The sequence below is a fragment of the Planococcus sp. YIM B11945 genome, from assembly GCF_050864155.1.
GTDB lineage: Bacteria > Bacillota > Bacilli > Bacillales_A > Planococcaceae > Planococcus.
In genome coordinates this window covers 61,092-85,541 of sequence record NZ_JBOZWR010000009.1, presented here as the reverse complement: position 1 = coordinate 85,541, position 24,450 = coordinate 61,092, and the positions used below count along the sequence as shown (strand labels likewise).

Below are 24,450 nucleotides of genomic sequence, written 5' to 3'. Positions count from 1 at the left end.
CCAGCGTTCGTCCTGAGCCAGGATCAAACTCTCCATTATAGAAGCTTGATTGCTCATGCTGGCGCTCGCCATCCCGAAGGATGCGCGAATCGCTTGATCTGAGTAAACTCTGATCAGTAGTTTAAGCCACAAACACCGAGACTTGGAAGACTATTGCTCCGATTGCCTAAAGGCAACCCTCGCAAAAGCCGTTCTCGCGCCAAGGCGCTCGTGACGTCTTTCGTTGACGTTTTGCTGTTCAGTTTTCAAGGTTCGTTTTTTCTGCCCTGTAAAAGCGACTTCTCTAATTTAGCATCACTTCGCAAATGCGTCAAGCACTTTTTATTATCGTGAAAAACTTATTTCCTTAGCGACGTGTATTATCATAATATGAATCGTTATCAATTGTCAACGATAAATACAAAAAAAGTCTAAAATACTGAAAATCGTTGGTATCAAAGGAATTTACTTCATCTTACACGAACAGAAACATCATAGAAAAAAGAAAAGGAATCGAACTGATCTTCTTAGAAAAACCAGCTCGACCACTCAGTATATTTCCATTTTAACTTTTCACAAAATAATACCTATGAAAAATTCCTTCACTTTTTGTCTTGACCCCTTTCACAAAAATCAATTCTTTTTCAATTAAATACTCAATGAAAACTTCCAAGTCAGCGGAATAGTTCTTCAACTCTTCTTGTTCATGTAATTCCTGGATCGTCCAGCTTTCATTCTTCTGCATTACTTCTCTTATATGTCGGGCTCCATCTTTTGTCCGCGAATGGATATGGAATTCGCTCGCTAGAAACAGCAGCTCCAATCTTTTTTCAAGAGGCTCTTCACTCAAAATTAATTCTTCGTACAATTTATAGATGGCTGGCTCCATTTGTTTCACTTGGGACCAAACTGTTACTTCAGGAGGCAGGCCGTTTTCTAATACCGCTAGCCTTGCTAAATGATGAAGGGAATGGACGATGTGGTTATACGCATCCATATAGTTTTTTTCTTCAAAAAAAACTTTCCCTTCAGAATAGCGCCGAATCAATTTCGCAAATTCCATACCCATCTTAATCTTTCGTCCATAAAATGGGTAATCCTTCAGTTCTGTCCTTAATCTCTCCATAAACTCATTTCGATCGTAGATGATGCGGCCATGGAATAGCCAATCCACTATCTTTCGGTTAGTTCCTAACAGCAGCCATTTGTGCAATTGCTTTTCCTCCACGATATGCATGACAGCTTTTTTATCTAAATATGTGTAATGCTTGGTAAAAACAGGCGTATCATTTTCTTTTGTAATGATCAGCAGCACCGAATCAAATGTATCGGTAATTGGACTCGCTTTTCCTCTTTTTTCTATTAACACCACACCAAGTGTACTTTCCTGGCTGGCGCGCTCCTGATAAATCGGTCTCAACATTTGTTCCATTTAATTTCACTCCTCGAGTGTCTAACTAGTTTGGGTCGGTTTACAGAACTACTATTGGGTTCTCGTCTGCTTTTCTTTATTTCGACATATTTATTAGAGAATCCTTCACCCGAAAATCAATATCACTTTTTAAGAGTCTTTATGATATAGTATGATGGATGCAAGGAGGAATTAAACAATGAAACCTTATAAAAATAAAATTAACCGAATCCGGACTTTTGCGTTATCGCTGGTTTTCATCGGAATCGTTATTATGTATGTCGGTATATATTTTAAAGACCATCCGCTCGTCATGGTCATTTTAATGCTGCTGGGTGTTATTGCCATCATCGGCAGCACTGGCGTGTATGCCTGGATTGGATTGCTTTCAATGAAAACCATTCCTGTAGAATGCCCGAACTGCGGAAGACATACCAAAATGCTTGGCCGCGTAGATATGTGCATGCATTGCCGTGAACCGTTGACGATGGATCCTGCTCTTGAAGGAAAAGAATTCAATGTGGATTACAATAAGAAAAACTCAAAAATCTAAATAAAAACATCCGCCCGAAATTTTCAGGGCGGATGTTTTTATTTAGCAAATAAACTTTCACTGTGCTTTCGCTGGTTTTTCAACGCAGTCTTGGCAAGTCCCGTAAATTTCTAAGCGGTGATAATCTACTTGGAAGCCGGTCACATGAGAAGCCAAATGCTCCACTTCGTCTAGTCCAGGATAATGGAAGTCGACAATCTTTCCGCAATCGTTGCAGATCATGTGATAATGATCATTTGTCACGAAATCAAAACGGCTGGATGAATCGCCATAAGTCAATTCTTTTACCAATCCAGCTTTTCTAAAAACCCGCAAATTATTATAAACAGTTGCAACACTCATATTAGGAAACGTTTTTTCAAGCGCGCGATAAATGTCATCCGCTGTTGGGTGTGCTGTTGAATGAATCATATACTCCAAAATCGCATGACGTTGGGGTGTGATTCGTACACCTGTTGACTTCAAAGCATCAAGCGCGTCTTTTAACTGAACCTCAGACATCGCTGTGCACCTCACTTCATAATTATACTTACATTATAATCGTTATAATTAGTGTACTTAAAAATGAGGGCCTATGTCAAGAAATCACCATATCACGGCATTCCCACCGGTCTATTTTTCTTAGGAGCTGTGAAGTTCGTTTTCTTTTTTGCCTAGCTTCAAATTAACGAAGCGGGCCGCGACAAATAGAAAATCAGACAACCGATTTAAATAAGCCAAGACATTCGGTGAGACTTGTTCCCCGATAGATATGGCCATGCGTTCTGTACGCCGGACCACGGTGCGCGCTACGTGGAGAGCTGCACCCGCCGGATGGCCTCCCGGCAAAATAAAATTAGTCAATGCTGGAACTTTGTCATCAAAAAGGTCGATCCATTGTTCAAGTTTCGCGATATCTTGTTCTTCGAGTTTCCATTTCACTTCTTTTCCGTGTGGTGTTGCAAGCTCCGCGCCGACATGGAAAAGCTTCGTTTGGATTTCATGAAATGCTTGTTCAAGTGCTTCTTTTTCTTTAAAAAATTCATTCGACAAATGCGACACAGCCAAACCGACCATGGAGTTTGCTTCATCACAAGTGCCATAAGCTTCAACGAGCACATCGTTTTTCGCTACCCGTGTACCATAAACAAGCGATGTCGTTCCTTTATCTCCCGTTTTCGTATAAATTTTCATCGTCAATACCCCTTTTCTAAATCTACAAGATTGGTAGGGTTTTTGTCCTCAGCCAGCCATTTCCGCAAATTCGGAATAAAAATATCCAATGACCGTTCAACGTATTTTTCCGAATGGCTTGAAACGTGGGGAGAAACGACAACGTTTTCCATTTTCCAATACGGGTGATCTTCTGGCAATGGTTCTTGTTCGAATACATCCAATACCGCAAAACCGATTTCCCTGCTTTCGAGAGCTTCCAAAAGAATGTTGTCCTCGACCAAGTCGCCTCGGCCGAAGTTCATGAAAATTGCGTCTTTTTTCATTGCATGAAAATGGTCTTTCTTCAGCAAGTGTTTAGTTTCCGGAGTGCTCGGAACCACCGAAATGACGATGTCCGCTTCCGGTAAAACAGTGGCCAATTCTTCGTTGGAAACCATTTTTCCCATAAATTCAGCGGCTTTGCCGGAACGGTTGCAGCCAATTGTACGAACGCCGAACGCTTGGAGGAGCCGGCCGATTTCAGAACCGATTGCTCCTGGCCCAATAACTAAGGCAGTCGAACCTAAAAGTTCCGACGACGGAATTTTCCGGCTCCACTCGTTGTTTTTCTGGTTTGCGTAAAGCGTAGGAAGGCCGCGTTTCAATGCCAATATATGCGCCAATACGGATTCGCTCATCGGCGTTTTATGAATGCCTCGCACGTTTGAAACGATAATTCCCCGCTCTAATATCGTTTCATGCGGCAATTTTTCTACACCCGCACTGGCGACCATGATCCACTTTAAATTTTCCGCTTTCGTAATGTCTTCAGCCTTTAAATCTTCGCCATAAGTAACAACAATATCCGCCGATGGCAAACGGGTTTTGTCCTGGTAGCAAAAATAAAATTCAACTTCGGGAAATTCCTCAATTAATCGATTCTGCTGCTTTTCATTCGGTTTAAACAAAAACAAAATTTCCATCGGTGTTCCCCTCTCCTACTGGTTGCTTACTGCCTTCAATGTTTCGAGCACTTCTTTGATGTGGTCCGCTACTTTCACTTTTCTCCATTCTTTAATGATGGTACCTGTTGGATCGATCAAAAAAGTAGAGCGTTCGATTCCCATAAACGTTTTGCCGTACATGTTTTTTTCTTTCCAAACTCCATACGCTTCCGAAACCTCATGGTCCTCGTCAACCAACAGAGAAAATGGCAACCCATGTTTGCTAATAAATTTCGTGTGCTGATCCGCTGAATCCGCGCTTACTCCAAGAATAACCGCATTCAGTTCGGAAAAGTCTGCACTTGCATCCCGGAAATCACATGCTTGAGTGGTGCATCCTGGCGTCATGTCCTTCGGATAAAAATACAAGACCACATAATTCTCCCCTGCAAAATTGTTCAACGAAACTGTTTGACCGGTTTCATCTTTCAATGAAAAACCCGGTGCTTGCATCCCTTCTACCGCTTCCATTTCCATCACTCCTTTTCTACTTCTATCGTACCGAACCCGCACGAGAGTTTCAATTTCTTTGGCACCGGCGAAAATTATGTCTACAATAAGGAAGAGAATTAATTAGGAGGCAATTAAATGAAACACACAATCTCAGAACAACTTCATGAAGAAGCATTGCAACATATCGTAGGCGGAGTAAACAGCCCGTCCCGATCGTATAAAGCAGTAGGAGGAGGTTCGCCGGTATCTATGGAACGGGCAAAAGGCGCTTATTTCTGGGATGTCGACGGCAATAAATACATTGATTATTTGGCGGCATATGGACCAATCATCACTGGCCATGCCCATCCGCATATTACAAAAGCAATCACGCACGCAGCGGAAACCGGTCTTCTTTACGGCACTCCTACGCGGCATGAAATTACGTTTGCAAAAATGCTGAAAGAAGCGATGCCGAAAATAGATAAGGTCCGCTTTGTCAACAGCGGCACCGAAGCGGTCATGACGACAATCCGCGTATCGCGTGCATATACCGGACGCACAAAAATCATGAAATTCGCTGGTTGCTACCACGGCCATTCGGATCTCGTTCTGGTTGCAGCAGGTTCTGGCCCAGCTACGCTTGGCACCCCGGATTCTGCAGGCGTTCCCATTTCCATCGCCAAAGAAGTCATCACCATCCCGTTCAACGATCCGGCTGCTTTTTCAGAAGCGATGAATAAATGGGGCGAAGAAATCGCATGTATTTTAGTGGAACCGATTGTCGGCAATTTCGGCATTGTCGAACCGAAGAAAGGGTATCTAGAAGAAGTGCACCGCATTGCGAAAGAAAAAGGCGCTTTGATCGTTTACGACGAAGTAATTACCGCTTTCCGCTTCCATTACGGCGGCGCTCAAGATTTGCTTGGGTTGACACCTGATTTAACGGCACTCGGCAAAATCATTGGCGGCGGCTTGCCAATTGGCGCATACGGTGGCAAAAAAGAAATCATGGATACAGTTGCTCCTCTTGGGCCCGCTTACCAAGCTGGAACAATGGCTGGCAATCCAGCGTCTATTCAAGCGGGAATTGCCTGTCTCGAAGTACTTCGTGAAGAAGGCGTTTATGAAAAAATGGACGAACTTGGGCGCATGCTGGAAGAAGGCATTTTGGCTGCAGCTCAAGAATTCGGTATTACCATCACCATCAATCGCTTGAAAGGTGCATTGACTATTTACTTTACCGATGAAAAAGTTGAAAACTACGAACAAGCCGAAGCTACTGATGGCGAGATTTTTGGACGCTTTTTCAAACTGATGCTTGAGCAAGGCATTAACTTAGCCCCATCTAAATACGAGGCTTGGTTTTTAACAACCGAACATACAAAAGAAGATGTAGAAGTTTCCATTCAAGCTGTCCGCGAGGCTTTTAAGCAACTGTAATATTTTAAAAACCGCCATTTCTATAGAAAGGAGATCTTACTTATATGCAGTTAGGAGCACGTATATTTAAGACTGGCATCGCGATTTCTTTAGGCCTCTTTTTAGCAAACTGGCTAGATTTGCCAATTCCTTTCATGGCGGGCATTTCTGCGATTTTTGCCATTCAGCCTTCAGTTTATCGCTCTTATTTAACTATTTTAGATCAGATATACGGGAACTTGATCGGGGCAGCTATTGCGATTGTCTTCGTTTTAACACTGGGTTCCAATTACCTGACCGTCGGACTGGCCTCTGTTTTGGCGATTATTCTTATGCTTAAACTAAAACTCAACAATCCGGTTCCATTAACGTTGGTCACCATCATCATTATCATGGAATCCCACCAAGAGCAGTTTTTGATGTTTGCTGGTTTACGGTTTACAACAATTCTTCTTGGCATTCTTTCTGCTTTTATCGTCAATATGATCTTTTTGCCGCCCAAGTATGAAACACGCCTTTTTGCTTCTATCCACGAAGTGACAGAAGAAGTGATCCGTTGGATTCGCGTGTCGATCCGGCATGCATCCGATCACACTTCAGTAAAGAATGACATTGACAAATTATCTGATATGTTGGATAAAGTGGATCAATGGTATACGTTCTACAAAGATGAACGCAGCTATACGAAAAAACAGCAATTTGCCAAAGCGCGCAAACTGGTGCTGTATCGGCAAATGATTGCCACCACCAAAAAGAGTTTGGATGTGTTAAAACGGCTTCACCGCTACGAAAACGAATTGACCGACCTGCCCGAGCATTTTCATATGATGGTTCAAGAACGGTTGGAGAGTTTGGCCAGCTACCACGAGCAGCTTTATATGAAATACGTTGGCAAATTGCGCCCAGAACATAGTGAAACAGCTGGTCCGGAAGCCGATTCGAAACGCCATGAAGTAATGACCGTGTTCGTCAAAGAAATTAATTTAGCACTTGAAGAAGAAGGAAAACAAGCTTCGCTCTATCATTTAATGCATATTTTATCAGCAATGCTCGAATACGAAGAACAGCTTGAGCATCTCGACCTGCTAATCATCGCTTACCACAATTACCATGCCGATGAAGTCGGAACTGAGCTTGAAAAAGCCATTTAAAAAAACGTGTTGGGATTTCCCAACACGTTTTTTTATGATTTCATTCGGGGATCAAGCGCATCGCGCAGCCCGTCTCCCATCAAGTTAAATCCTAATACCGTCAACATAATTGCAATACCTGGGAAAATCATCGTCCACGGAGCATTGGTCAAATAAGACCGGGAGTCCGCGAGCATTTTCCCCCATTCCGGAGACGGCGCTTGTGCTCCGAGTCCCAAAAAGCCTAGTGCTGCCGCTTCAATGATCGCTGTCGCAATAGCGAGTGTCCCTTGGACAATAACCGGTGCCATGGAGTTCGGCAAAATATGCGAAAACAAGATCCGATTGTCTTTCATGCCAATCGCTTTTGCGGACATGATGTATTCGTCTTCTTTAATGCTCAATACTTTCGAGCGGATCAAGCGCCCGAAGTTTGGCACGTTGATCAGCGCAATGGCAATCAATGCGTTGCGGAGCGACGGCCCAAGAACCGAAACGACCGCAATCGCCAGCAAAATACTCGGAAATGCCAGCATGATGTCAAAAATCCGAGAAATGATGGTATCTACCCAGCGGCCGTAATAACCAGCGATAATGCCTAAAATACTGCCGACAACGGCTGAACCGATAACCGCTAAAAATCCAACCCATAGCGAAATACGGGCTCCGTAAACAATGCGTGATAAAATATCCCGCCCAAAATCATCCGTTCCCATCCAATGGTCGCCGGAAGGAGGAAGCAGCTTATTCGTTAAATTTTGTTCATTAATTCCTTGCGGGGTAAAAAGCGGACCAAAAATCGCCATGATGATGAAAAAAATTACGATTCCCATTCCGACGACCGCAACTTTACTTTTGCGGAATCCCCGCCACGCCTCTTTCCAAGGACCGGCGACTTTTTCCATCTTTACATCTTTTTTATCGATAGCGGATTGTGTCATTTTCTGTCTCCTCCTTCCTATTCGTATTTAATGCGGGGATCAATCAAACCGTAAAGCAAATCGACGATCAAATTGATCATGACAAAAATAAATGCGACGATTAAGATGCCGGACTGGATAACCGGGTAATCCCGGAATCCGATCGCTTCATAAATATAGCGCCCGATTCCCGGCCAACCGAAAATCGTCTCTGTCAAAATCGCGCCTCCAAGCAATAAGCCCATTTGAAGGCCAATAATCGTCAATACGGGAATAATGGCATTTTTTAATGCGTGTTTGTAAACGACCCAAAACATTTTCAAACCTTTTGAACGGGCCGTTCGCACATAATCCGAACGCATTACTTCAAGCATGCTCGAACGCGTCATTCTGGCGATAATCGCCATTGGAATCGTGGCCAAAGCCGTGCCTGGCAAAATCAAATGCTTAAAGACCGTTGATAATTGGGTAAAATCGCCTTGAATCAACGTATCTATCAAGTAGAAATTGGTGATCGTATTCACCGGGTCCCGAACGTTTTCTCGGCCGGTCGTCGGGAGAACGCCAAGTTCAATAGAGAAAATCCACTGGTTCATTAAACCAAGCCAGAAAATTGGCATGGACACGCCGATCAAGGCAATGATCATAGCCAAATAGTCGAACCAGGAATTTTGGAACCAAGCGGAAATAATGCCGGCATTAATGCCGATGACCACTGCAATGATTATGGCAAAAACAGACAATTCAATAGTTGCCGCTAAATAGGGCCATACTTCATCAACCACAGGCGTCCGTGTCCGCAGCGATTCCCCCAAATCACCGGTTACGAGCCCTTTTAAGTATTCAAAATACTGAATATACCATGGACTATCCAATCCCAATGTGGTTCTTAATGCTTTTATTGCTTCCGCTGATGCTTGCTGCCCCAATATGACTTGAGCCGGATCACCCGGGATCGCCCGAATAATCAAGAAGACAATAAACGTCATGCCGAGCAGAACCGGTATCAATTGAAAAATGCGCCTGCCGATATAGTGAAGCATTTTCTTCACCTCTCCATCTCTTACAATATGTATAAAAATTAAGAAAAAAGAGGAGAAATCAAGTTGACCTCTCCTCTTTCAAAGTCTTCTACTCTAAATCAACTGAAGCCAATTTGTCAGAGCCAGTTGGATGCGCTTTGAAATTCATTACATTCTTGCCGCCTGCTAAAAGCGGTGTAGAATGCGCAAGCGGTACCCATGGAGCGTCTTCGTGGATGATTTCTTGAGCTTGAGCATACAATTCGTTGCGCTTCGCTTCATCCACTTCTGTTTGTGCTTCGATCAAAATATCATGCAATTTTTGGTTTTCGTAATACGTGTAGTTGTTTGAACCGATGTTGTCTTGGTCAAGCAATACATACAAGAAGTTGTCAGCATCGCCGTTATCGCCTGTCCAACCAAGCAAGAACGCATCTGCTTCGCCTGCTGCCGCTTTTTCAAGGTAAGTAGCCCATTCAAACGACACGATTTCAGCTTTCACGCCGATATCCGCTAAGTTTTTCTGAATTGCTTCCGCTACTTTTTGGCCATCTGGCATATAAGGGCGTGGTACTGGCATTGCATAAAGTTCCATTTCAAAGCCGTCTGCTAGACCAGCTTCAGCTAACAATTCTTTTGCTTTTTCTGGATCATACGGATATGGTTCAATGTCAGCATTGTATCCGCTGATGGATTCTGGAATCGGGTTTGCAGCTACGTCTCCGCGGCCTTCGAAGAATGCATCCACAATTGCTTGCTTGTCGATGGCATAGTTCATCGCTTGGCGCACTTTCGGATCGTCAAACGGCTCGCGAGTTGTAGTCAAACCAAGGTAACCAACGTTCATTGAAGGACGTTCGAACAATTGAAGATCTGCATTTCCTTCGATTGTCTTGCCATCCGATGGCGTAATGCCGTCAGCCAAATCAATTTCACCAGATAATAAAGCATTCAATCGAGCTGAGTTATCGGGAATTGAACGGAAAACTACTTTGTCCAATTTTGGTTCGCCTTCAACCCAATACTCATCGAATTTTTCGATTGTCACTGTGTCGTTGCGTTTCCATTCTACAAACTTGAATGGTCCGGTTCCAACTGGGTTGTCGCCGAATTTATCGCCGTCTTTTTCAAAAGCAGTCGGTGATGCAATTCCGAAAGAACTCATTGCTAAGTTTTTCAAGAAAGGAGCTTGTGGACGTTTTAGTTTAAATTCAACTTCATAGTCGCCTACCGCTGTAACCGACTCGATTACGTGGCCTTCTTCGTCGCCAAATCCACCAAACATTGAGCCGTAGTAAGGAAATTGATCAGCATTCCCGCCAGCCCAACGCTCAAAGTTTTTAACGACAGCTTCTGCGTTAAAGTCGGTTCCATCGTGGAATTTAACGCCTTCTTCTAAGACGAAGTTATACGTTAACCCGTCTTCAGCAGGTGTCCATTCTTTTGCTAAGCCGGGGTGGATCTCTGTATCTTGTTCCCCGAAGTTTACCAATGTATCAAAAATGTTTTTCGTGACTTTATACGATTCACCGTCCGTTACTACGATTGGATCGAGTGATACCGAGTCACCGCCGCGTCCAAAGATCAACGTTTTTTCTTCAGTAGAGCCACCTTCATCTCCACCACCTTCATTTCCTTGCGATGAGTTATCCGAACTACAGCCGTAAAGTGCTGTCGACAACAGCATGAGCATTAAAAATGCCAGTGACAAGTACTTTTTATTCCTCAAATTGACCCCTCCGTTTGTGTTTTTTTATTATCATTGCGGCCTGGACGTCTCATAGAGATGGCAGGCTACAGAATGACCTTTTTCAACTTCGGCAAAAATCGGGACGGTCGTTTCACAAATATCCATCTTAAACGGACAGCGCGTGTGGAATCTGCAGCCGCTTGGAGGATTTGCAGGGCTTGGAATATCCCCTTGGATGACGACTTGTTCACGAACAAAATCCGGGTCCGGAACCGGAACAGCAGTAAGCAGCGCTTGCGTATACGGGTGAAGCGGCTTCTCATAGAGGTCTTCACTGCCTGCGAGTTCTGCCATTTGGCCAAGATACATGACACCGACTCGGTCGCTGATGTGGCGAACGACTCCTAAGTCATGGGCAATAAATATATAAGTAAGTTTCAGCTCTTTTTGCAGATCTTGCATCAAGTTTAATACTTGGGCTTGGATCGAAACATCGAGCGCTGAGACTGGCTCATCGGCAATAATCAATTTCGGATTGGTCATCAAGGCACGGGCAATACCAATGCGCTGGCGTTGCCCTCCGCTGAATTGGTGCGGATAGCGCTTGGCATGGTAGCTGCTGAGTCCGACAATTTCCAAAAACTCATGCACTTTTTGTTTCCGTTCTTTCGGATCGCCGATGTTATGGACATTCAACGGCTCCATTAAAATTCTCTCGATGGTATGGCGCGGGTTTAGGGAAGCGTACGGATCTTGGAACACCATTTGGATGTCTCTTCGGGCTTTTCGCATATCTTGGTTGGAAAGCGCAGTCAATTCTTGGCCATCAAAAAACACTTTGCCTTCTGTCGGGTCCAATAACCGCATCAGCATCCGCCCGGTTGTGGATTTCCCACAGCCTGACTCACCGACAATGCCAAGTGTTTCTCCTTCCGCAACCGTGAACGACACATCATCAACCGCCTTAACGTGGTTTTTGACTTGCCCCAATATACCGGATTTAATAGGAAAATATTTTTTTAGCCCTTCAACTCTTAACAGCGGTTCTGTCATGTGGCGTTGCCTCCTTTGGATCAAATAGGAAACAGCGTGTTTTGTGGTTGTCCGCTGTTTGGTACAAGTCTGGATTTTCTGTGATGCAGCGATCAAAAGCGAATTCGCACCGCGGCGCAAATTTGCAGCCGGTGTGGATCGAGCCCGGCTTAGGAACGTTGCCGGGAATGGAATACAGGCGTTCTTTCTTATAGCGCATATCCGGTACCGACTCTAAGAGCCCCCGTGTATAAGGATGCTGCGGATCTTTGAAAATCGTTTGGACCGGACCTTCTTCTACCACTTTCCCGGCGTACATGACCACAACCCGTTCACATGTTTCGGCCACTACTCCTAAATCGTGAGTGATCAATAAAACCGCCGTATTGAGCTTTTCGTTCAAGTTTTTGATCAACTTTAAAATTTGTGCTTGGATCGTCACATCAAGTGCGGTCGTTGGCTCATCGGCAATCAACACTTTCGGATCGCACAACAAAGCCATTGCAATCATGACCCGCTGGCGCATTCCGCCGGACAATTGATGCGGATAGTCTTTCATTAGCCCTTCTGCACGCGGCAAGCCAACAAGGCGCATCATTTCAACTGCGCGGTCGTTGATTTGCTTTTTGGACCAATCCTTTTTATGGATTTTAATCGCTTCTCTCAATTGATCTCCAATTGTAAAAAGAGGGTTCAAAGAAGTCATCGGTTCCTGGAAAATCATCGCAATGTCATTTCCACGGATTTCCCGCATATTCTTTTCCGACAGTTTCGTCAAGTCTTTATCTTGGAATAGTATTTCGCCTCCCGTAATTTTACCAGGAGGACTTGGGACCAATCCCATGATCGACAAGGAAGTGACACTTTTTCCGCATCCAGACTCGCCCACTATGCCAAGCACTTCCCCTTCCTTAATATGAAAGTCAACGTTATCTACTGCAGGAACTTCCCCATCGTCTGTAAAAAAGGAAGTCTTTAAACCTTTAACATCTAATATGGTTTGGCGCTCTTTCACATTTCCACCCCTTTTTTACAATTTCTCTCTTTCAGAACATTATTATTATTTTCATTATACGTAACATTACAATTATTGCAATAGCTCTTTTTTTAGTTTTTTTGCATAGAAAAAAGCCTCCAATAAATTTGGAGGCTTAGAAATTTATTAAACGAAATGCTGCACTTGGAATAAATTATAATAGGTTCCTTGCTGTTTCATCAATTCGTCATGCGTGCCTTTTTCCACGAGTTTCCCGTGGTTGATCACTAAAATTTGGTCGGCGTGCGTAATTGTCGAGAGCCGGTGGGCAACGATTAACGTTGTCCGGTCATGCGCCAATTTTTCCAGGGAATCTTGAATCAGCGATTCACTTTCCAGATCCAAGGCAGACGTCGCTTCATCTAAAATTAAAATCGGCGGATTTTTTAGGAAGACACGAGCAATGGCGATTCGCTGTTTTTGCCCGCCAGACAATTTGACGCCGCGCTCTCCAACTTTTGTATCGTAGCCTTGCGGCAGCAGTTCGATAAATTCATGGGCATTCGCAGCTTTTGCGGCAGCGACTACGTCTTCATCGCTCGCACCGGGACGACCCATCAAAATATTGGATTTTACCGAGTCGCTGAATAAAATGGAATCTTGAAGCACAAGCCCGATCTGGTCGCGAAGCGAATGAATGGTTAAATCTTTTACGTTATGGCCATCCATGAAAATGTCGCCGCCCGTCACATCATAAAAGCGGGGAATGAGCGAGACGATGGTCGATTTCCCGCCGCCGCTCATTCCGACGAATGCAACCGTTTCTCCTGGTTCCACTGTAAAATTCAAATCCGACAAAACTTCATCTGAACTGTCGCTGTAATGAAACGACACATCATGGAATTCCAGTTTTCCATCTGCTTTTTTCAAGTCAAAGGCATCTTTTTTGTCTTTGACGTCGTAGTCTTCATCCATCAATTCAAATACTCGGTCCATCGATGCAAAAGCTTGCGTCAACGTCGTCGATGAATTCACCAAACGGCGCAGTGGATTGTACAGGCGTTCAATATAGGCAATAAACGCCACCATGGTTCCGACCGACAAATTGCCTTCGATCACCTGATAGCCGGCATAGCCGATTACGAGTAGCGGAGCCACATCCGTGATGGTGTTGACAACCGCAAATGCTTTGGCGTTCCACTTTGTATGGTCAATCGCTTTTTCAAGAAATTGGTCGTTTGTTTCATCAAATATTTTCTGTTCATGTTTCTCCAGCACGAAGCTCTTGATAATGCTCATTCCTTGGACGCGTTCATGCAAATAACTTTGGACGTTTGCTAATGCTTGCGAACGGTCGCGTGTCAAATCGCGCAGGCGGCCAAAGAAATACTTGACGCTGAAGGCGTAAAATGGAAATGCCAGAAGCGTCACAAGCGTCAGCGGAACATCCATTGTCAGCATGATGCCGATTGCAATTAAGATCGTGGCCAAGTCGAGCCATAAATTCATCAAACCGATCATGACAAAGTTTTTGGTTTGTTCCACATCATTGATTACACGGGAAATCACTTCTCCTGCCCGCGTATTGGCATAAAAGCGCAAACTTAAGCGCTGCAGATGGCCATACAAATTTTGGCGGATGTCGTAAAGGATTTTATTGCTGACCAACTGGGCATAATACTGGCGGTAATATTCAATCGGAGGACGGAAAATGAAAAACAAAATAGCGGTTCCGCCAAGCCAGATATAAAGCTGCCTCATTTTTTCGTCGTTCGATAGCGACTCTGCGCCAATGATGTCATCAATGACGATTTTAATCAGCAACGGGATGAAAAGCGGAATTGCAAATTTCAATATCCCGATGATTATGGTTAAAAGAATTTGCCAATTATACGGTTTGACAAATTTCATGTAGCGTTTCATACTGCTCAAAGCCTTCACTCCATTCTTTTCAAAATGAAAAACCTGTTGCCAGGCAACAGGCTTTCACTTATTAACGAATCTTGTTTTGCCTATGAAATTCATAGCGATTCGTCCATACTTCGATGAAGTCCTGGGCAAATGGGCCCCGGCGTTGTTTGATCCAGCCAATCAGTTTTTCGACATTGCGATGAAGAATTTGATCAATGACTTCAGGATACCCCATTTGCCGTTTGTGGTCTTCATATTCGTCTTCGTCCAGCAGCGTGTATGACATGTCCGGAAACACCTTAACGTCTAAATCATAATCGATGTATTTCAACGATCCGTTATTGTAGACAAAAGGAGAACTTACATTGCAATAATAATAGACTCCATCTTCGCGAAGCATGCAGATGATATTGAACCAATGCTCTGCGTGAAAATAGCAAATGGAAGGCTCACGTGTCAACCACGTCCTGCCATCGGACTCTGTCACCATCGTCCGTTCATTTGCGCCAATGACAATGTTATTCGTTCCTTTGAGTACAGTTGTTTCCTGCCAGACACGGTGGATTCGGCCGTTGTGCTTATAGCTGTGGATTTGTATTGTTTCTCCCTCTGCGGGAATCGCCATGTACCATCCCACCTTCTTGTCTAAGCCGTATATTTTCTGCTATTTCAACATTATATCAATCAATTCTGAAAACATACAGCAAAAAGAAGGAGGCTTCTTTGATTACATAACGACCGAACGTCCGCCGTCGACGATTATCGTTTGGCCGCGGATCATATCTGCTCCGTCTGAGATCAGGAATAACGCTGTTTTTACCATGTCATCAATTTCCACCATGCGCCCTGCCGGCGTATTGACGCGTGCATCGTTCAGCAAATCTTCGCGGTTCGGGAAATGCTTCAACGCTTCTGTATCAAGCGCGCCGCCTGAAACAGTGTTTACCGCAATGCCTTTTGGCGCGAGTTCCACTGCCAAATAACGGGTGAGCGATTCGACTGCTGCTTTCGATACTCCTATTGTCGTATAGTTTTCCAAATAGCGGATCGACCCAAGCGACGAAATGCCGATGATTTTTCCGCCTTTGTCCATCAGTTTTGCCGCTTCTTGTGCTCCGAACAGCAGCGCTTTGGCGTTGATATTCATCGTCCAGTCCCAATGGGATTCTTCAAGTTCCATAATTGGGCGCAGCACGCCTGATGCTGCATTGGAAACAAATACGTCCAAACGGCCGAATTCTTCTCGAATAATCTCGAACATGCCGCGAAGTTTTTCCACATCGCCGACATTTGCGCGCACAAGCAGCGCTTTTTGTCCTCTTGCTTCAACTTCTTTTACCGTTTCAAGCGCCGCTGTTTTGCTGCGCGCGTAATTTACCACAATATCGTATCCTTGTTCAGCAAGTGCAATTGCCATTGCTTTGCCAAGGCCTCTGCTGCTTCCTGTTACCAATGCCACTTTTTGCTCCGCCATCGTTACACATCTCCTCTAGTTTGTAATGCTGTTTTCATTTTTTGGACCGGCCCTGCAATCGGCAGCAATTCCAGTTCTTCTGCCGTTACCCAGCGCATTTGATCAGGGACCGTTAAATTTACACCTTTGGCAATATAGCCATCCACATTCCATGTTAAATGAGAAAACACATGTTTAAAAGAAGTAATTTTTTCTACCCCTTGCACTGTCCCTTTTAAACTTTCGGAAAGTTCTTCTTCGATTTCGCCCGGCAGTATTTCTTTTGGCAGCTCCAGCAAAGGAAATTGCCACATATTTGCAAGCAATCCCGTAGACGGGCGTTTTTCCATGAGCACCGAATCGCCGTTTTGAATCGCAATCATAGCGTATTGCATTGCTTTGTTTTTTTTCGCTTTTGTTTTGACCGGCAATTCGTTTTGCTTGCCTTCATGAAAAGCTGTGCAATGGTCGCGCACCGGACACAGCAAACATTTTGGCGAAGTTGGTGTGCAAATGAGCGCGCCCAACTCCATCAAACCTTGATTGAACGAAGAAGGATCTTCGTGGCTGATGATTTCCGTTACGGCTTCTTCAAAGATTTTCCGTGTTTTTGGTTTCGCAATGTCTTCTTCTATTAATAAAATCCGCGACAACACACGCATGACGTTGCCGTCTACGGCATGCTCCGGAATTCCGTATGCAATGCTCAGAACAGCGCCTGCAGTATACGGGCCGACGCCTTTTAAAGACGAAAATTCCTGGCGGCTGTTCGGGACAATCCCACCGTAGTTTTCAGCCACTTCTTTAACGCCCGCTTGGAGATTACGGGCACGTGAATAATAACCGAGCCCTTCCCATTGTTTCAGCAAAATTTCTTCGTCTGCATCTGCGAGAGCCTGTAATGTGGGAAACTTTTCAACAAAGCGTTTATAATAAGGGATGACGGTATCTACCCGTGTTTGCTGCAGCATAATTTCCGATATCCAAATTTGGTAAGGATCTGCCGTGCGCCGCCACGGAAGGTCTCTTTTTTCGGCCGAAAACCAGCTGATTAAGTCTTGTTGAAATTGCTTTTTATCAATATTTATGACGTTTGCCTCCAGCCTACTAGATTATTCTTATTCAATAATGGGTAATATATATAGCAGCGAATACTATTATTTTAACAAAATTTCACGGTTACCGATATAACAAACCCATTTAGAAAGGGGATGAGGCAATGGATACAGGCACCCATATTGTCATGGGCATCGCTCTCGGCGGGTTGGCTATGGCCGACCCCACTGTAGCCAGCCATCCTATCACCATGACCGCTGTCATAGCGGGAACCATCATTGGTTCTCAAGCTCCTGATATAGATACTGTTCTTAAATTGAGAAATAATGCGGTTTACATCCGCCATCACCGTGGACTTACCCATTCCGTCCCGGCTGTTGTCATTTGGCCGATTTTGATCAGCCTGGTGCTCGGGTTTATTTTTCAAGAAGCCAACATGCTCCATTTATTCCTGTGGACTTTTTTAGCGGTGTTTCTCCATGTGTTTGTCGATATCTTCAATTCGTACGGCACACAGGCACTGCGGCCATTTTCCAATAAATGGGTAGCGCTCGGCGTCATCAATACATTCGATCCCATCATTTTCAGCGCCCACCTGATTGCGCTGATGTTCTGGGCGTTTGGAACCGATCCGGTTTGGACGATGGCCATTTTGTATATCGTTTTGTTCTTTTACTACCTCACTCGTTTTGCTGTCCAATCGGCAGTGCGCAAGGCAGTGCGACATACAATACCGGATGCCAAAGAAATTATTGTGGCTCCGACAATGCGGTTTTTTCAGTGGCGTATTGCTGCAGACACTGAGCGCCACCATTATGTCGGGCGGGCGTATGGCCGAACAATCAACATTTACGACAAATTTGCCAAAACTGCATTGCCTACGTCCAATTTGATGCAAGCTGCCTTAAAAGACCGAAACTTAGCAGCATTTGTTTCCTTTTCCCCACTTTACCGCTGGGAAATCAGCAAAGTGGACGAACTATACGAAGTCCGGCTGATTGATTTGCGCTACCGCAGCAACGATTATTATCCATTCGTCGCCGTCGCGCGCTTGAACAAAGAATGCAAAGTCGTCCAATCTTATACCGGCTGGATTTTCAGCGAAGACAAGCTGAGAGAGAAATTGGATTTTAGTATGAACTAGAGAAAAGCGAAAGCGCCTGTTTCAGCCCCGACAAATGCTAGGGGTTTGAAATATGGCGCCTTTTGCCACGACTCTCAAACCCGAAGCGGCCTCGAGGGGCTAGGCGCTGCAGCTGGACATAAAAGCTTAACTAAAAAAACGCACACTTTTGCAGTGTGCGTTTTTTTAATTCTCCTGGTCATTCAATAAATGAGCGTATTTCGGGTTGCTCCCTGCGAATTCGTGAATTTTGTCGCCGTAGCTTTCGATCCATTGGCGAATGACTTTTTCCACCACTGCTGTCCCTTGGTAGTCGTAGCCCGCTTTTGCGTAAGAGGCTTCAAAATCCGATACCAATAACTCGATCCACGTTCTTGCTTTTTCTTCAGATAAATTGTGGTTTTTATCGCGCAGTTCTGCGATCAGCTCTTCAATCGTTTCTTTCATCCCTTTACTTCCCTTCTTTCAATGGGCGCAGCATGGAAATAGGCAGCGCTTCTAAATGGCGTTCGCCGCCCATTCGGTAGCCCCAAGCAAAACGGCCGTTAAAATAGTCGATTTTGAAATACATATTGGGGTCGCCTTCGATTCGGTAAACTTCCCCTTTTTTAAAATCTTTTGGATCCATTAAGTAAGCAGCTGCCATAATGGCTTTCCGCTCCAAAACCGCAAACTCGTTGACGATGCCCAACTGTTCGGCTTTTCTCGCTTTTTCTCTCAAGTTGGCAATTTCTGTCCGGAGTTCCTGCTCCGTCATCTGGCTGTACCTTTTATGTTCAGTCATCTTCTTGCTCCTTCTTGTCCAAATATTCATTGATCACTTCACCGGGAAACCCTTTTTGGTACAATCCCTGTTTGACTTTCGATTTTAAGTCATAGCCCGTCAACTTGCTGCTATGCTTTCTCCATAATTTATCGCCTTGTTCGGCAACGCTGTCAGCCCACTCATCTTCGTCTTTCTCTAATTCCAACCCTTCTATGGCTTGGTTGATTAATGAATACGAATAGCCTTTTCTCAATAACAAATCGGTGATTTTCTGCTTGATTTGATTCGGTGTTTTATTTTTTTCTTTAGCCGCGAGTTTTTCCGCTAGCCCTCTTGCAATTTCCAGCTGCTCTTCTTCTGAATAGGAATCTAAAACATCTTTTTGCATTTGTTTATCAATCCCTTTCTTTGCCATGTCTTGTTGAATCGCTCTTGGACCTTTTTTGCCAGATGCCATTTGCGTCCGCATCAGCGCTTCCGAAAAAGCCCGGTCATCCAAAAAATTGAGCGTGTATAATTTCTTGACTGCTTCATCTATGACGGCATCGCCGTATTCTTTTTCTTTTAGCTTTTGGCGCACTTCACCTTCGCTTCGCATGCGGAAGCTTAAGTAATTAAGGGCAGAGTTGAAGGATTTTCGGACTTGGTCATCAAAAGCCATTTCTTCAATCGTCCATTGATCCAATTCTTTGCCTTTGGTGAGCTGGTATTTCACCAGCACCGCTTCGTCCACACTAAACGCAAATTTTTCCTCAAAGAAAATATTGTATCTCTCTGGGTTCTTTTTGCCTTGGGTAATTTTCGTGATAATCGGCAAGAGACGGCACCTCATTTCCTCATTTATTATACACCTTATCCAGGCTTAAATGCATGGATTCAGGGTAGAATAAAGGAAATGGAGGCGATCGGAATGAAAATTGCAATTACCGGAGGCACAGGTTTTGTCGGGAAAGAATTGACGCGTCTTGTGCATATGCAAGGCTGGGAAGTGTTTGTTTTAACGCGGCATCCGAAACAATCTTCGCTTGGCATTACATATGTCGAATGGCTGACAGAAAATGCCGCTCCTGAAAACCAATTAGAAGGCATTGATGCGTTCGTCAATCTGGCAGGCTCTTCGATCAACGACGGCCGCTGGAGCGGCAAGCAGAAAAAAGAAATTTACGACAGCCGCATGACCGCAACGAACGAAGTGCTGCGGATTCTTCGGGCCCTCGACTCAAAACCGGAAGTGCTGGTCAATGCCAGTGCCGTCGGAATTTATCCGGCATCCGAAACTGCTGCCTATACCGAAGTTTCGACTAATTTCGGCTCGGATTTTCTTGCAAAGACCGTAATCGATTGGGAACGGCTCGCGGACCAGGCAAAAGAACTCGGCATCCGCGTTGCTTCAGGCCGATTTGGCATTGTGTTGGGAACAGACGACGGAGCATTGCCGCTCATGGCGCTTCCTTATAAATTGTTCGGCGGGGGCACGGTCGGCTCCGGCAAACAATGGCTATCGTGGATTCATGTCCACGACGTGGCCCGGGCGCTTCAATTTGCCATTGAGACCAAAACATTGGATGGCCCGTTCAATGTCACAGCTCCTCATCCAAAACGAATGAAGGATTTCGGCAAAGAAATCGGAAGAGCACTTGGCCGGCCGCACTGGATTCCGGTGCCTCCCATTGCATTAAAAATCGTGCTGGGCGAGAAAAGCCGCCTCGTTTTGGAAGGCCAGCAAGTGTTGCCGGCCGTTTTGGAGCAGCAAGGTTTTGAATTCACGTTCCCCCACCTGCATTCGGCACTAGCTGATCTTTACAAATGAGGTATAATGAAAGGATGAAGAATTGAAGGACGTGAGAGCGATGAATGAACAACCCATTATTGAAGAAGGCCAAAAATTTCCTTTGACGATAAAACGGCTCGGCATCAACGGCGAAGGCATCGGTTATTTTAAACGCAATGTCATTTTCGTCCAAGGGGCTTTGCCCGGAGAAGAAATTACAGCACAAATCACAAGCGTCAAACGCAATTTTGCAGAAGCGCGCATTATGAAAATGCGGAAGCCATCGGTTCACCGGCAAACACCGCCGTGCCCGGTCTATGATACTTGCGGAGGCTGTCAATTGCAGCATATGACATACGAACAGCAATTGGTCGAAAAACGCGACTTGGTCGTCCAAGCACTTGAGCGGTATTTAAAAGGCAGCTCGGTTCCCGTCGAAAATACGATTGGCATGGAAGACCCATGGCGGTACCGGAACAAAAGCCAGTTCCAAACGCGCCTAAAAGGAACGAAAGTAATTGCCGGCCTGTTTGCAGAAGGCTCCCATCAATTGCTCGATATTGAACAGTGCATCGTCCAGCATCCGGATACCACAGTCATAACGAATGCCGTCAAACGCATTCTCGAGGAATTAAAAATTCCGATTTATGACGGCAAAACGATGAAAGGCATCATTCGGACCATCGTCGTACGGACAGGCGTTGAAACCGGGGAAATTCAATTGGTGCTGATTACGACGCGCTCCAAAATCCCGCAAAAAGAAGCCTTGCTTGAGAAACTGAAAAAAATTGATACCAATTTAGTATCGATTGTCCAAAACATCAACAAAGAAAAAACATCGCTTATTTTTGGAGACGAAACCGTTACCCTTTATGGCAAAGACACCATCCACGAGAAACTTGGCGAACTGGCTTTTGATTTGTCGGCACGCGCCTTTTTCCAGCTGAATCCGACACAAACGGTGAAGTTGTACGATGAAATCAAACGGGCTGCAGCATTGACCGGCACGGAAAAAGTAGTGGATGCGTATTGCGGCGTCGGCACCATCGGTCTTTGGCTCGCTGACCAAGCCAAAGAAGTACGCGGCATGGACGTCATCCACGAAAGCGTTGTGGATGCGAAAGCCAATGCCAAAAAGATGGGCTATACGGCCAAATACGTAACGGGCACGGCAGAGAAATGGCTGGAGACGTGGAGCAACGAAGATTTTGTTCCCGATGTGTTGACCGTTGATCCGCCGCGCACCGGCCTGGGCGAAAGTTTGCTGAAGACGATTTTAAAAGTGAAGCCGAAACGGTTTGTCTATACATCTTGCAATCCGTCAACGCTTGCAAAAGATTTGCAGGAGTTGACCAAGATTTACCGCATCGAGTATATCCAGCCGGTTGATATGTTCCCGCAAACCGCGCAAGTGGAAGCAGTAACAAAACTGGTCTTGAAATAAAAAACGGCTGGAGCCAATTGGCGCCAGCCGTTTTTTAATTTGAAATTACGATGCAACCGTTTCTTTTCGGATTTGCTTCCCTCTTATCGCGATAACCAGCCCAATAAGCAGAAGGATGCCGGCGATGAGCAGCAAAAAGCTGAAGCCCTCGACATAGCCGACAAACAGGCCGCCAAGAAAGGGGCCGATTAAACTGCCGACGCTAAACGCAATGCCGCACAGCAGATTCCCTGTGGGCAGCAATTCTTTTGGCATCAAATCTGCCATAAATGAAATACCAAGAGAAAAAGTCGAACCGACAAACATGCCCGCTAGCGCAAACAACCCCACTGTCAGCCAGGCGTTCGATTCAAAGAAACTGGCGACGCCAAATACTCCTGCCCCGCCGATCAGAGCGATGATCAACACATTTTTTCTGCCCAGACGGTCGCTCAACACGCCAAGCGGCAGCTGAGTCGCGATAGCACCGGCTGAGAACGCCGCTAGAATAATGGACACAAGAGCCACATCAATCGACTGGCGTAAGGCGTAGACAGGATAAATGGAGTTTAATGACGCTTCCAAAAAGCCGTAGCCAAGCGGCGGCAAAAAGGCCATCCAGGCAATGATGATCGCGGCTTTGAACCGTCCAAAAATCCCTTTTGAGGAATGCGTCCCCGATGACACTTCCGGAAAATCATTTTTCAGTAAAAAAACAAACGACCAGGCAATCAGGCACAGAGCGCCCGAAATGATAAAAGGCAACGCTTCAAAAATATTCACAAGCGGTACAAACAACGGGCCAGCGCCAAAGCCGACGCTGAATGACATGCCATAAATGGCAATGTTGCGGCCAAGGCGATGCTGAGGCGATGTACTGGTAATCCACGTTTGCGTCGAAAAATGCAGCGCTTGGTCGCCAATGCCGATCAACACGCGCAAGATGAACCAAAACATGACGCTTTTCCATAAAGGAAACAGCAAAAGCGAAACGATCACCAAGCCGCCGCCGAATAAAATCAGCGGCTTAAAGCCGAATTTGCGAAGCTGTGGCTCCATAAACGGGGCAATTACAAGTGTTCCTATGTATAATCCTGTCGCGCTTAATCCATTGAGCGCTGAGGATACTCCGTCTTGTTCAAAAATGACGGCAATCAGCGGCAACAACATCCCTTGGGAAAAACCAGATATGGATACAATCGCGACCAATACCCAAAAACGCGCGCGTTCACTTTTTAAAAAATAAGCCATTCCATCCTCCTTGGAAATTTCCATTCTTTTGCTGTAAATTAAAGTCAGGTATCATTTTAACACAAGGAGTGAAACACGATGAAATTTTCCATGCAAGAAAACGGCTTTACAGGAAATTTCCCATTCGGCGAACTGAAGATTTCGGGTAATGAGCAATATGGCTTCCGCCCCTATCAACTGTTAGTCGCTTCGATCGCTGTATGCAGCGGCGGTGTCATGCGCAGCGTATTGGAGAAAATGCAGATGCCTGCAGAAGATATACAAATAGAAGTAAAAGAAGTGGTGCGGATTGAAGAAGAAGCTAACCGTGTGGCGAAAGTGCATTTGCACTTTACATTGACAGGCGCCATTAAAGAATCGAAGATGGCGAGAGTGATGGAAGTGACGCGGTCAAACTGTTCCATGGTGCGTTCTGTAGAAGATTCCATTGAAATCGTGGAAACGTTCGAGCTGCTTTAATTCTAGGCACATTAAATAAGGCTCAACCCATATCTGATTATCAGATTGCAGTTGAGCCCCTAGCTTGTAGAACTATCAATTTGTGTTTTCATAGAACCATTCTCGGCTATGCAGCCGATCGAATGTGCGATCCTCCTCCTTTAACTCATGAGATTGATTGGGTATGATTTTTCCTTACATCCCCTCTCTTTTTTTATTAACTTAACTTTAACATGAATCCAGAATAAAGTAAATATTCTAACAACATTAAGTGACAATTCACTCTTAATGCCTATAGTTGTTGAAATTCTGTTCAAAATCCGCTACTATTAACATGCGAAATGAGGTGTATCAAATGGGCAAAGGCATTGATAACAAAGAAGAACAAGTTACTTACATGAAACAGCGTTTAAATATGTTCCTCGAAGTATTGGATACGATTGAACCAGAACACACAGAATTAGAAGACATCGACCGCTTGATTGAAATGGTGGATGAGTTGGAAGAAAAAATGCAGCAATTCAAGATCTCTTCTGATAAAGAAGAATAATCA

General features: G+C 44.9%; 26 protein-coding genes. 8 read left to right on the top strand and 18 right to left on the bottom strand.

Features of this window, described 5'->3' with window-relative positions:
- Positions 1-544 precede the first annotated feature (544 nt).
- On the bottom strand, positions 545-1,411 hold the full coding sequence (locus tag ACRRQV_RS16990; protein WP_432533111.1) for a nucleotidyltransferase-like protein: 867 nt from the start codon (positions 1,409-1,411) through the stop codon (positions 545-547).
- A gap of 178 nt (positions 1,412-1,589) precedes the next feature.
- Here ACRRQV_RS16990 and ACRRQV_RS16985 point away from each other — a divergent pair, with 178 nt between their 5' ends.
- Positions 1,590-1,943, top strand: coding sequence for a YgzB family protein (locus ACRRQV_RS16985; protein ID WP_432533108.1), 354 nt, complete (start codon positions 1,590-1,592; stop codon positions 1,941-1,943).
- Positions 1,944-2,000: 57 nt separating this feature from the next.
- On the opposite strand, the gene perR is transcribed toward ACRRQV_RS16985, so the two are convergent.
- The 4 genes from perR to bcp all read right to left on the bottom strand — a co-directional run bounded on the left by perR (position 2,001) and on the right by bcp (position 4,552).
- Positions 2,001-2,444, bottom strand: coding sequence for a peroxide-responsive transcriptional repressor PerR (perR, locus tag ACRRQV_RS16980; RefSeq protein WP_432533105.1), 444 nt, complete (start codon positions 2,442-2,444; stop codon positions 2,001-2,003).
- A gap of 120 nt (positions 2,445-2,564) precedes the next feature.
- Positions 2,565-3,116 carry a cob(I)yrinic acid a,c-diamide adenosyltransferase gene (locus ACRRQV_RS16975; protein WP_432533102.1) on the bottom strand — a complete coding sequence of 184 codons (552 nt, stop codon included), beginning with the start codon at positions 3,114-3,116 and terminating at the stop codon, positions 2,565-2,567.
- A 2-nt stretch (positions 3,117-3,118) separates the two neighbouring features.
- Positions 3,119-4,060, bottom strand: coding sequence for a D-2-hydroxyacid dehydrogenase (locus tag ACRRQV_RS16970; RefSeq protein WP_432533099.1), 942 nt, complete (start codon positions 4,058-4,060; stop codon positions 3,119-3,121).
- Positions 4,061-4,075: 15 nt separating this feature from the next.
- Positions 4,076-4,552 carry a thioredoxin-dependent thiol peroxidase gene (gene bcp, locus ACRRQV_RS16965; protein WP_432533096.1) on the bottom strand — a complete coding sequence of 159 codons (477 nt, stop codon included), beginning with the start codon at positions 4,550-4,552 and terminating at the stop codon, positions 4,076-4,078.
- 117 nt (positions 4,553-4,669) lie between these two features.
- Here bcp and ACRRQV_RS16960 point away from each other — a divergent pair, with 117 nt between their 5' ends.
- Entirely contained in the window at positions 4,670-5,956 is a 1,287-nt protein-coding gene (locus tag ACRRQV_RS16960; protein ID WP_432533093.1) for a glutamate-1-semialdehyde 2,1-aminomutase, read from the top strand.
- Positions 5,957-6,000: 44 nt separating this feature from the next.
- Positions 6,001-7,086: an FUSC family protein gene (locus tag ACRRQV_RS16955; RefSeq protein ID WP_432533090.1), complete on the top strand. Its 1,086-nt coding sequence runs from the start codon at positions 6,001-6,003 to the stop codon at positions 7,084-7,086.
- Positions 7,087-7,118: 32 nt separating this feature from the next.
- Here the strand turns inward: ACRRQV_RS16955 and nikC are convergent, their stop codons facing one another.
- The 9 genes from nikC to mutY all read right to left on the bottom strand — a co-directional run bounded on the left by nikC (position 7,119) and on the right by mutY (position 17,151).
- Positions 7,119-8,006 carry a nickel transporter permease gene (gene nikC, locus ACRRQV_RS16950; RefSeq protein WP_432533087.1) on the bottom strand — a complete coding sequence of 296 codons (888 nt, stop codon included), beginning with the start codon at positions 8,004-8,006 and terminating at the stop codon, positions 7,119-7,121.
- A 17-nt stretch (positions 8,007-8,023) separates the two neighbouring features.
- On the bottom strand, positions 8,024-9,028 hold the full coding sequence (locus tag ACRRQV_RS16945) for an ABC transporter permease (protein WP_432533120.1): 1,005 nt from the start codon (positions 9,026-9,028) through the stop codon (positions 8,024-8,026).
- An 88-nt stretch (positions 9,029-9,116) separates the two neighbouring features.
- On the bottom strand, positions 9,117-10,736 hold the full coding sequence (locus tag ACRRQV_RS16940; RefSeq protein WP_432533084.1) for an ABC transporter substrate-binding protein: 1,620 nt from the start codon (positions 10,734-10,736) through the stop codon (positions 9,117-9,119).
- 30 nt (positions 10,737-10,766) lie between these two features.
- Positions 10,767-11,750 (bottom strand): ABC transporter ATP-binding protein, encoded by a 984-nt coding sequence (locus ACRRQV_RS16935; protein ID WP_432533081.1) that lies wholly within the window; start codon positions 11,748-11,750, stop codon positions 10,767-10,769.
- Positions 11,725-12,744: an ABC transporter ATP-binding protein gene (locus ACRRQV_RS16930; protein ID WP_432533078.1), complete on the bottom strand. Its 1,020-nt coding sequence runs from the start codon at positions 12,742-12,744 to the stop codon at positions 11,725-11,727. The genes ACRRQV_RS16935 and ACRRQV_RS16930 overlap by 26 nt, the downstream gene beginning before the upstream one ends.
- A 147-nt stretch (positions 12,745-12,891) precedes the next feature.
- Complete coding sequence (locus ACRRQV_RS16925) at positions 12,892-14,637, bottom strand: ABC transporter ATP-binding protein (protein WP_432533075.1); 1,746 nt, start codon at positions 14,635-14,637, stop codon at positions 12,892-12,894.
- A gap of 61 nt (positions 14,638-14,698) precedes the next feature.
- The gene (ntdP, locus tag ACRRQV_RS16920; RefSeq protein WP_432533072.1) at positions 14,699-15,241 is read right to left on the bottom strand and encodes a nucleoside tri-diphosphate phosphatase; all 543 of its coding nucleotides are present in this window, start codon (positions 15,239-15,241) and stop codon (positions 14,699-14,701) included.
- A gap of 102 nt (positions 15,242-15,343) precedes the next feature.
- Positions 15,344-16,090 (bottom strand): enoyl-[acyl-carrier-protein] reductase FabL, encoded by a 747-nt coding sequence (gene fabL, locus ACRRQV_RS16915; RefSeq protein WP_432533069.1) that lies wholly within the window; start codon positions 16,088-16,090, stop codon positions 15,344-15,346.
- Between the two features lie 2 nt (positions 16,091-16,092).
- Entirely contained in the window at positions 16,093-17,151 is a 1,059-nt protein-coding gene (gene mutY / locus ACRRQV_RS16910) for an A/G-specific adenine glycosylase (protein ID WP_432533117.1), read from the bottom strand.
- Between the two features lie 137 nt (positions 17,152-17,288).
- Between mutY and ACRRQV_RS16905 the strand changes: the two genes are divergently transcribed.
- Entirely contained in the window at positions 17,289-18,269 is a 981-nt protein-coding gene (locus tag ACRRQV_RS16905) for a metal-dependent hydrolase (RefSeq protein ID WP_432533066.1), read from the top strand.
- A 165-nt stretch (positions 18,270-18,434) separates the two neighbouring features.
- On the opposite strand, the gene ACRRQV_RS16900 is transcribed toward ACRRQV_RS16905, so the two are convergent.
- The 3 genes from ACRRQV_RS16900 to recX are packed head-to-tail and all read right to left on the bottom strand — an operon-like array spanning position 18,435 to position 19,831.
- A complete protein-coding gene (locus tag ACRRQV_RS16900) occupies positions 18,435-18,695 on the bottom strand; it encodes a YfhJ family protein (protein WP_432533063.1) in 261 nt (86 codons plus the stop codon).
- 4 nt (positions 18,696-18,699) lie between these two features.
- A complete protein-coding gene (locus ACRRQV_RS16895) occupies positions 18,700-19,032 on the bottom strand; it encodes a YfhH family protein (RefSeq protein WP_432533060.1) in 333 nt (110 codons plus the stop codon).
- Positions 19,025-19,831: a recombination regulator RecX gene (gene recX, locus ACRRQV_RS16890; RefSeq protein ID WP_432533057.1), complete on the bottom strand. Its 807-nt coding sequence runs from the start codon at positions 19,829-19,831 to the stop codon at positions 19,025-19,027. The genes ACRRQV_RS16895 and recX overlap by 8 nt, the downstream gene beginning before the upstream one ends.
- Positions 19,832-19,924: 93 nt before the next feature.
- Here recX and ACRRQV_RS16885 point away from each other — a divergent pair, with 93 nt between their 5' ends.
- Both ACRRQV_RS16885 and rlmD read left to right on the top strand, forming a co-directional pair.
- The gene (locus ACRRQV_RS16885) at positions 19,925-20,824 is read left to right on the top strand and encodes a TIGR01777 family oxidoreductase (protein ID WP_432533054.1); all 900 of its coding nucleotides are present in this window, start codon (positions 19,925-19,927) and stop codon (positions 20,822-20,824) included.
- Positions 20,825-20,864: 40 nt separating this feature from the next.
- Positions 20,865-22,229, top strand: a complete 1,365-nt coding sequence (gene rlmD / locus ACRRQV_RS16880; RefSeq protein ID WP_432533051.1) for a 23S rRNA (uracil(1939)-C(5))-methyltransferase RlmD — start codon at positions 20,865-20,867, stop codon at positions 22,227-22,229.
- Positions 22,230-22,274: 45 nt separating this feature from the next.
- Here the strand turns inward: rlmD and ACRRQV_RS16875 are convergent, their stop codons facing one another.
- Positions 22,275-23,459: an MFS transporter gene (locus ACRRQV_RS16875; RefSeq protein WP_432533048.1), complete on the bottom strand. Its 1,185-nt coding sequence runs from the start codon at positions 23,457-23,459 to the stop codon at positions 22,275-22,277.
- A 78-nt stretch (positions 23,460-23,537) separates the two neighbouring features.
- Between ACRRQV_RS16875 and ACRRQV_RS16870 the strand changes: the two genes are divergently transcribed.
- Entirely contained in the window at positions 23,538-23,918 is a 381-nt protein-coding gene (locus ACRRQV_RS16870) for an OsmC family protein (RefSeq protein ID WP_432533045.1), read from the top strand.
- A gap of 334 nt (positions 23,919-24,252) precedes the next feature.
- Positions 24,253-24,447, top strand: coding sequence for an SE1561 family protein (locus tag ACRRQV_RS16865; RefSeq protein ID WP_432533042.1), 195 nt, complete (start codon positions 24,253-24,255; stop codon positions 24,445-24,447).
- Positions 24,448-24,450 lie beyond the last annotated feature (3 nt).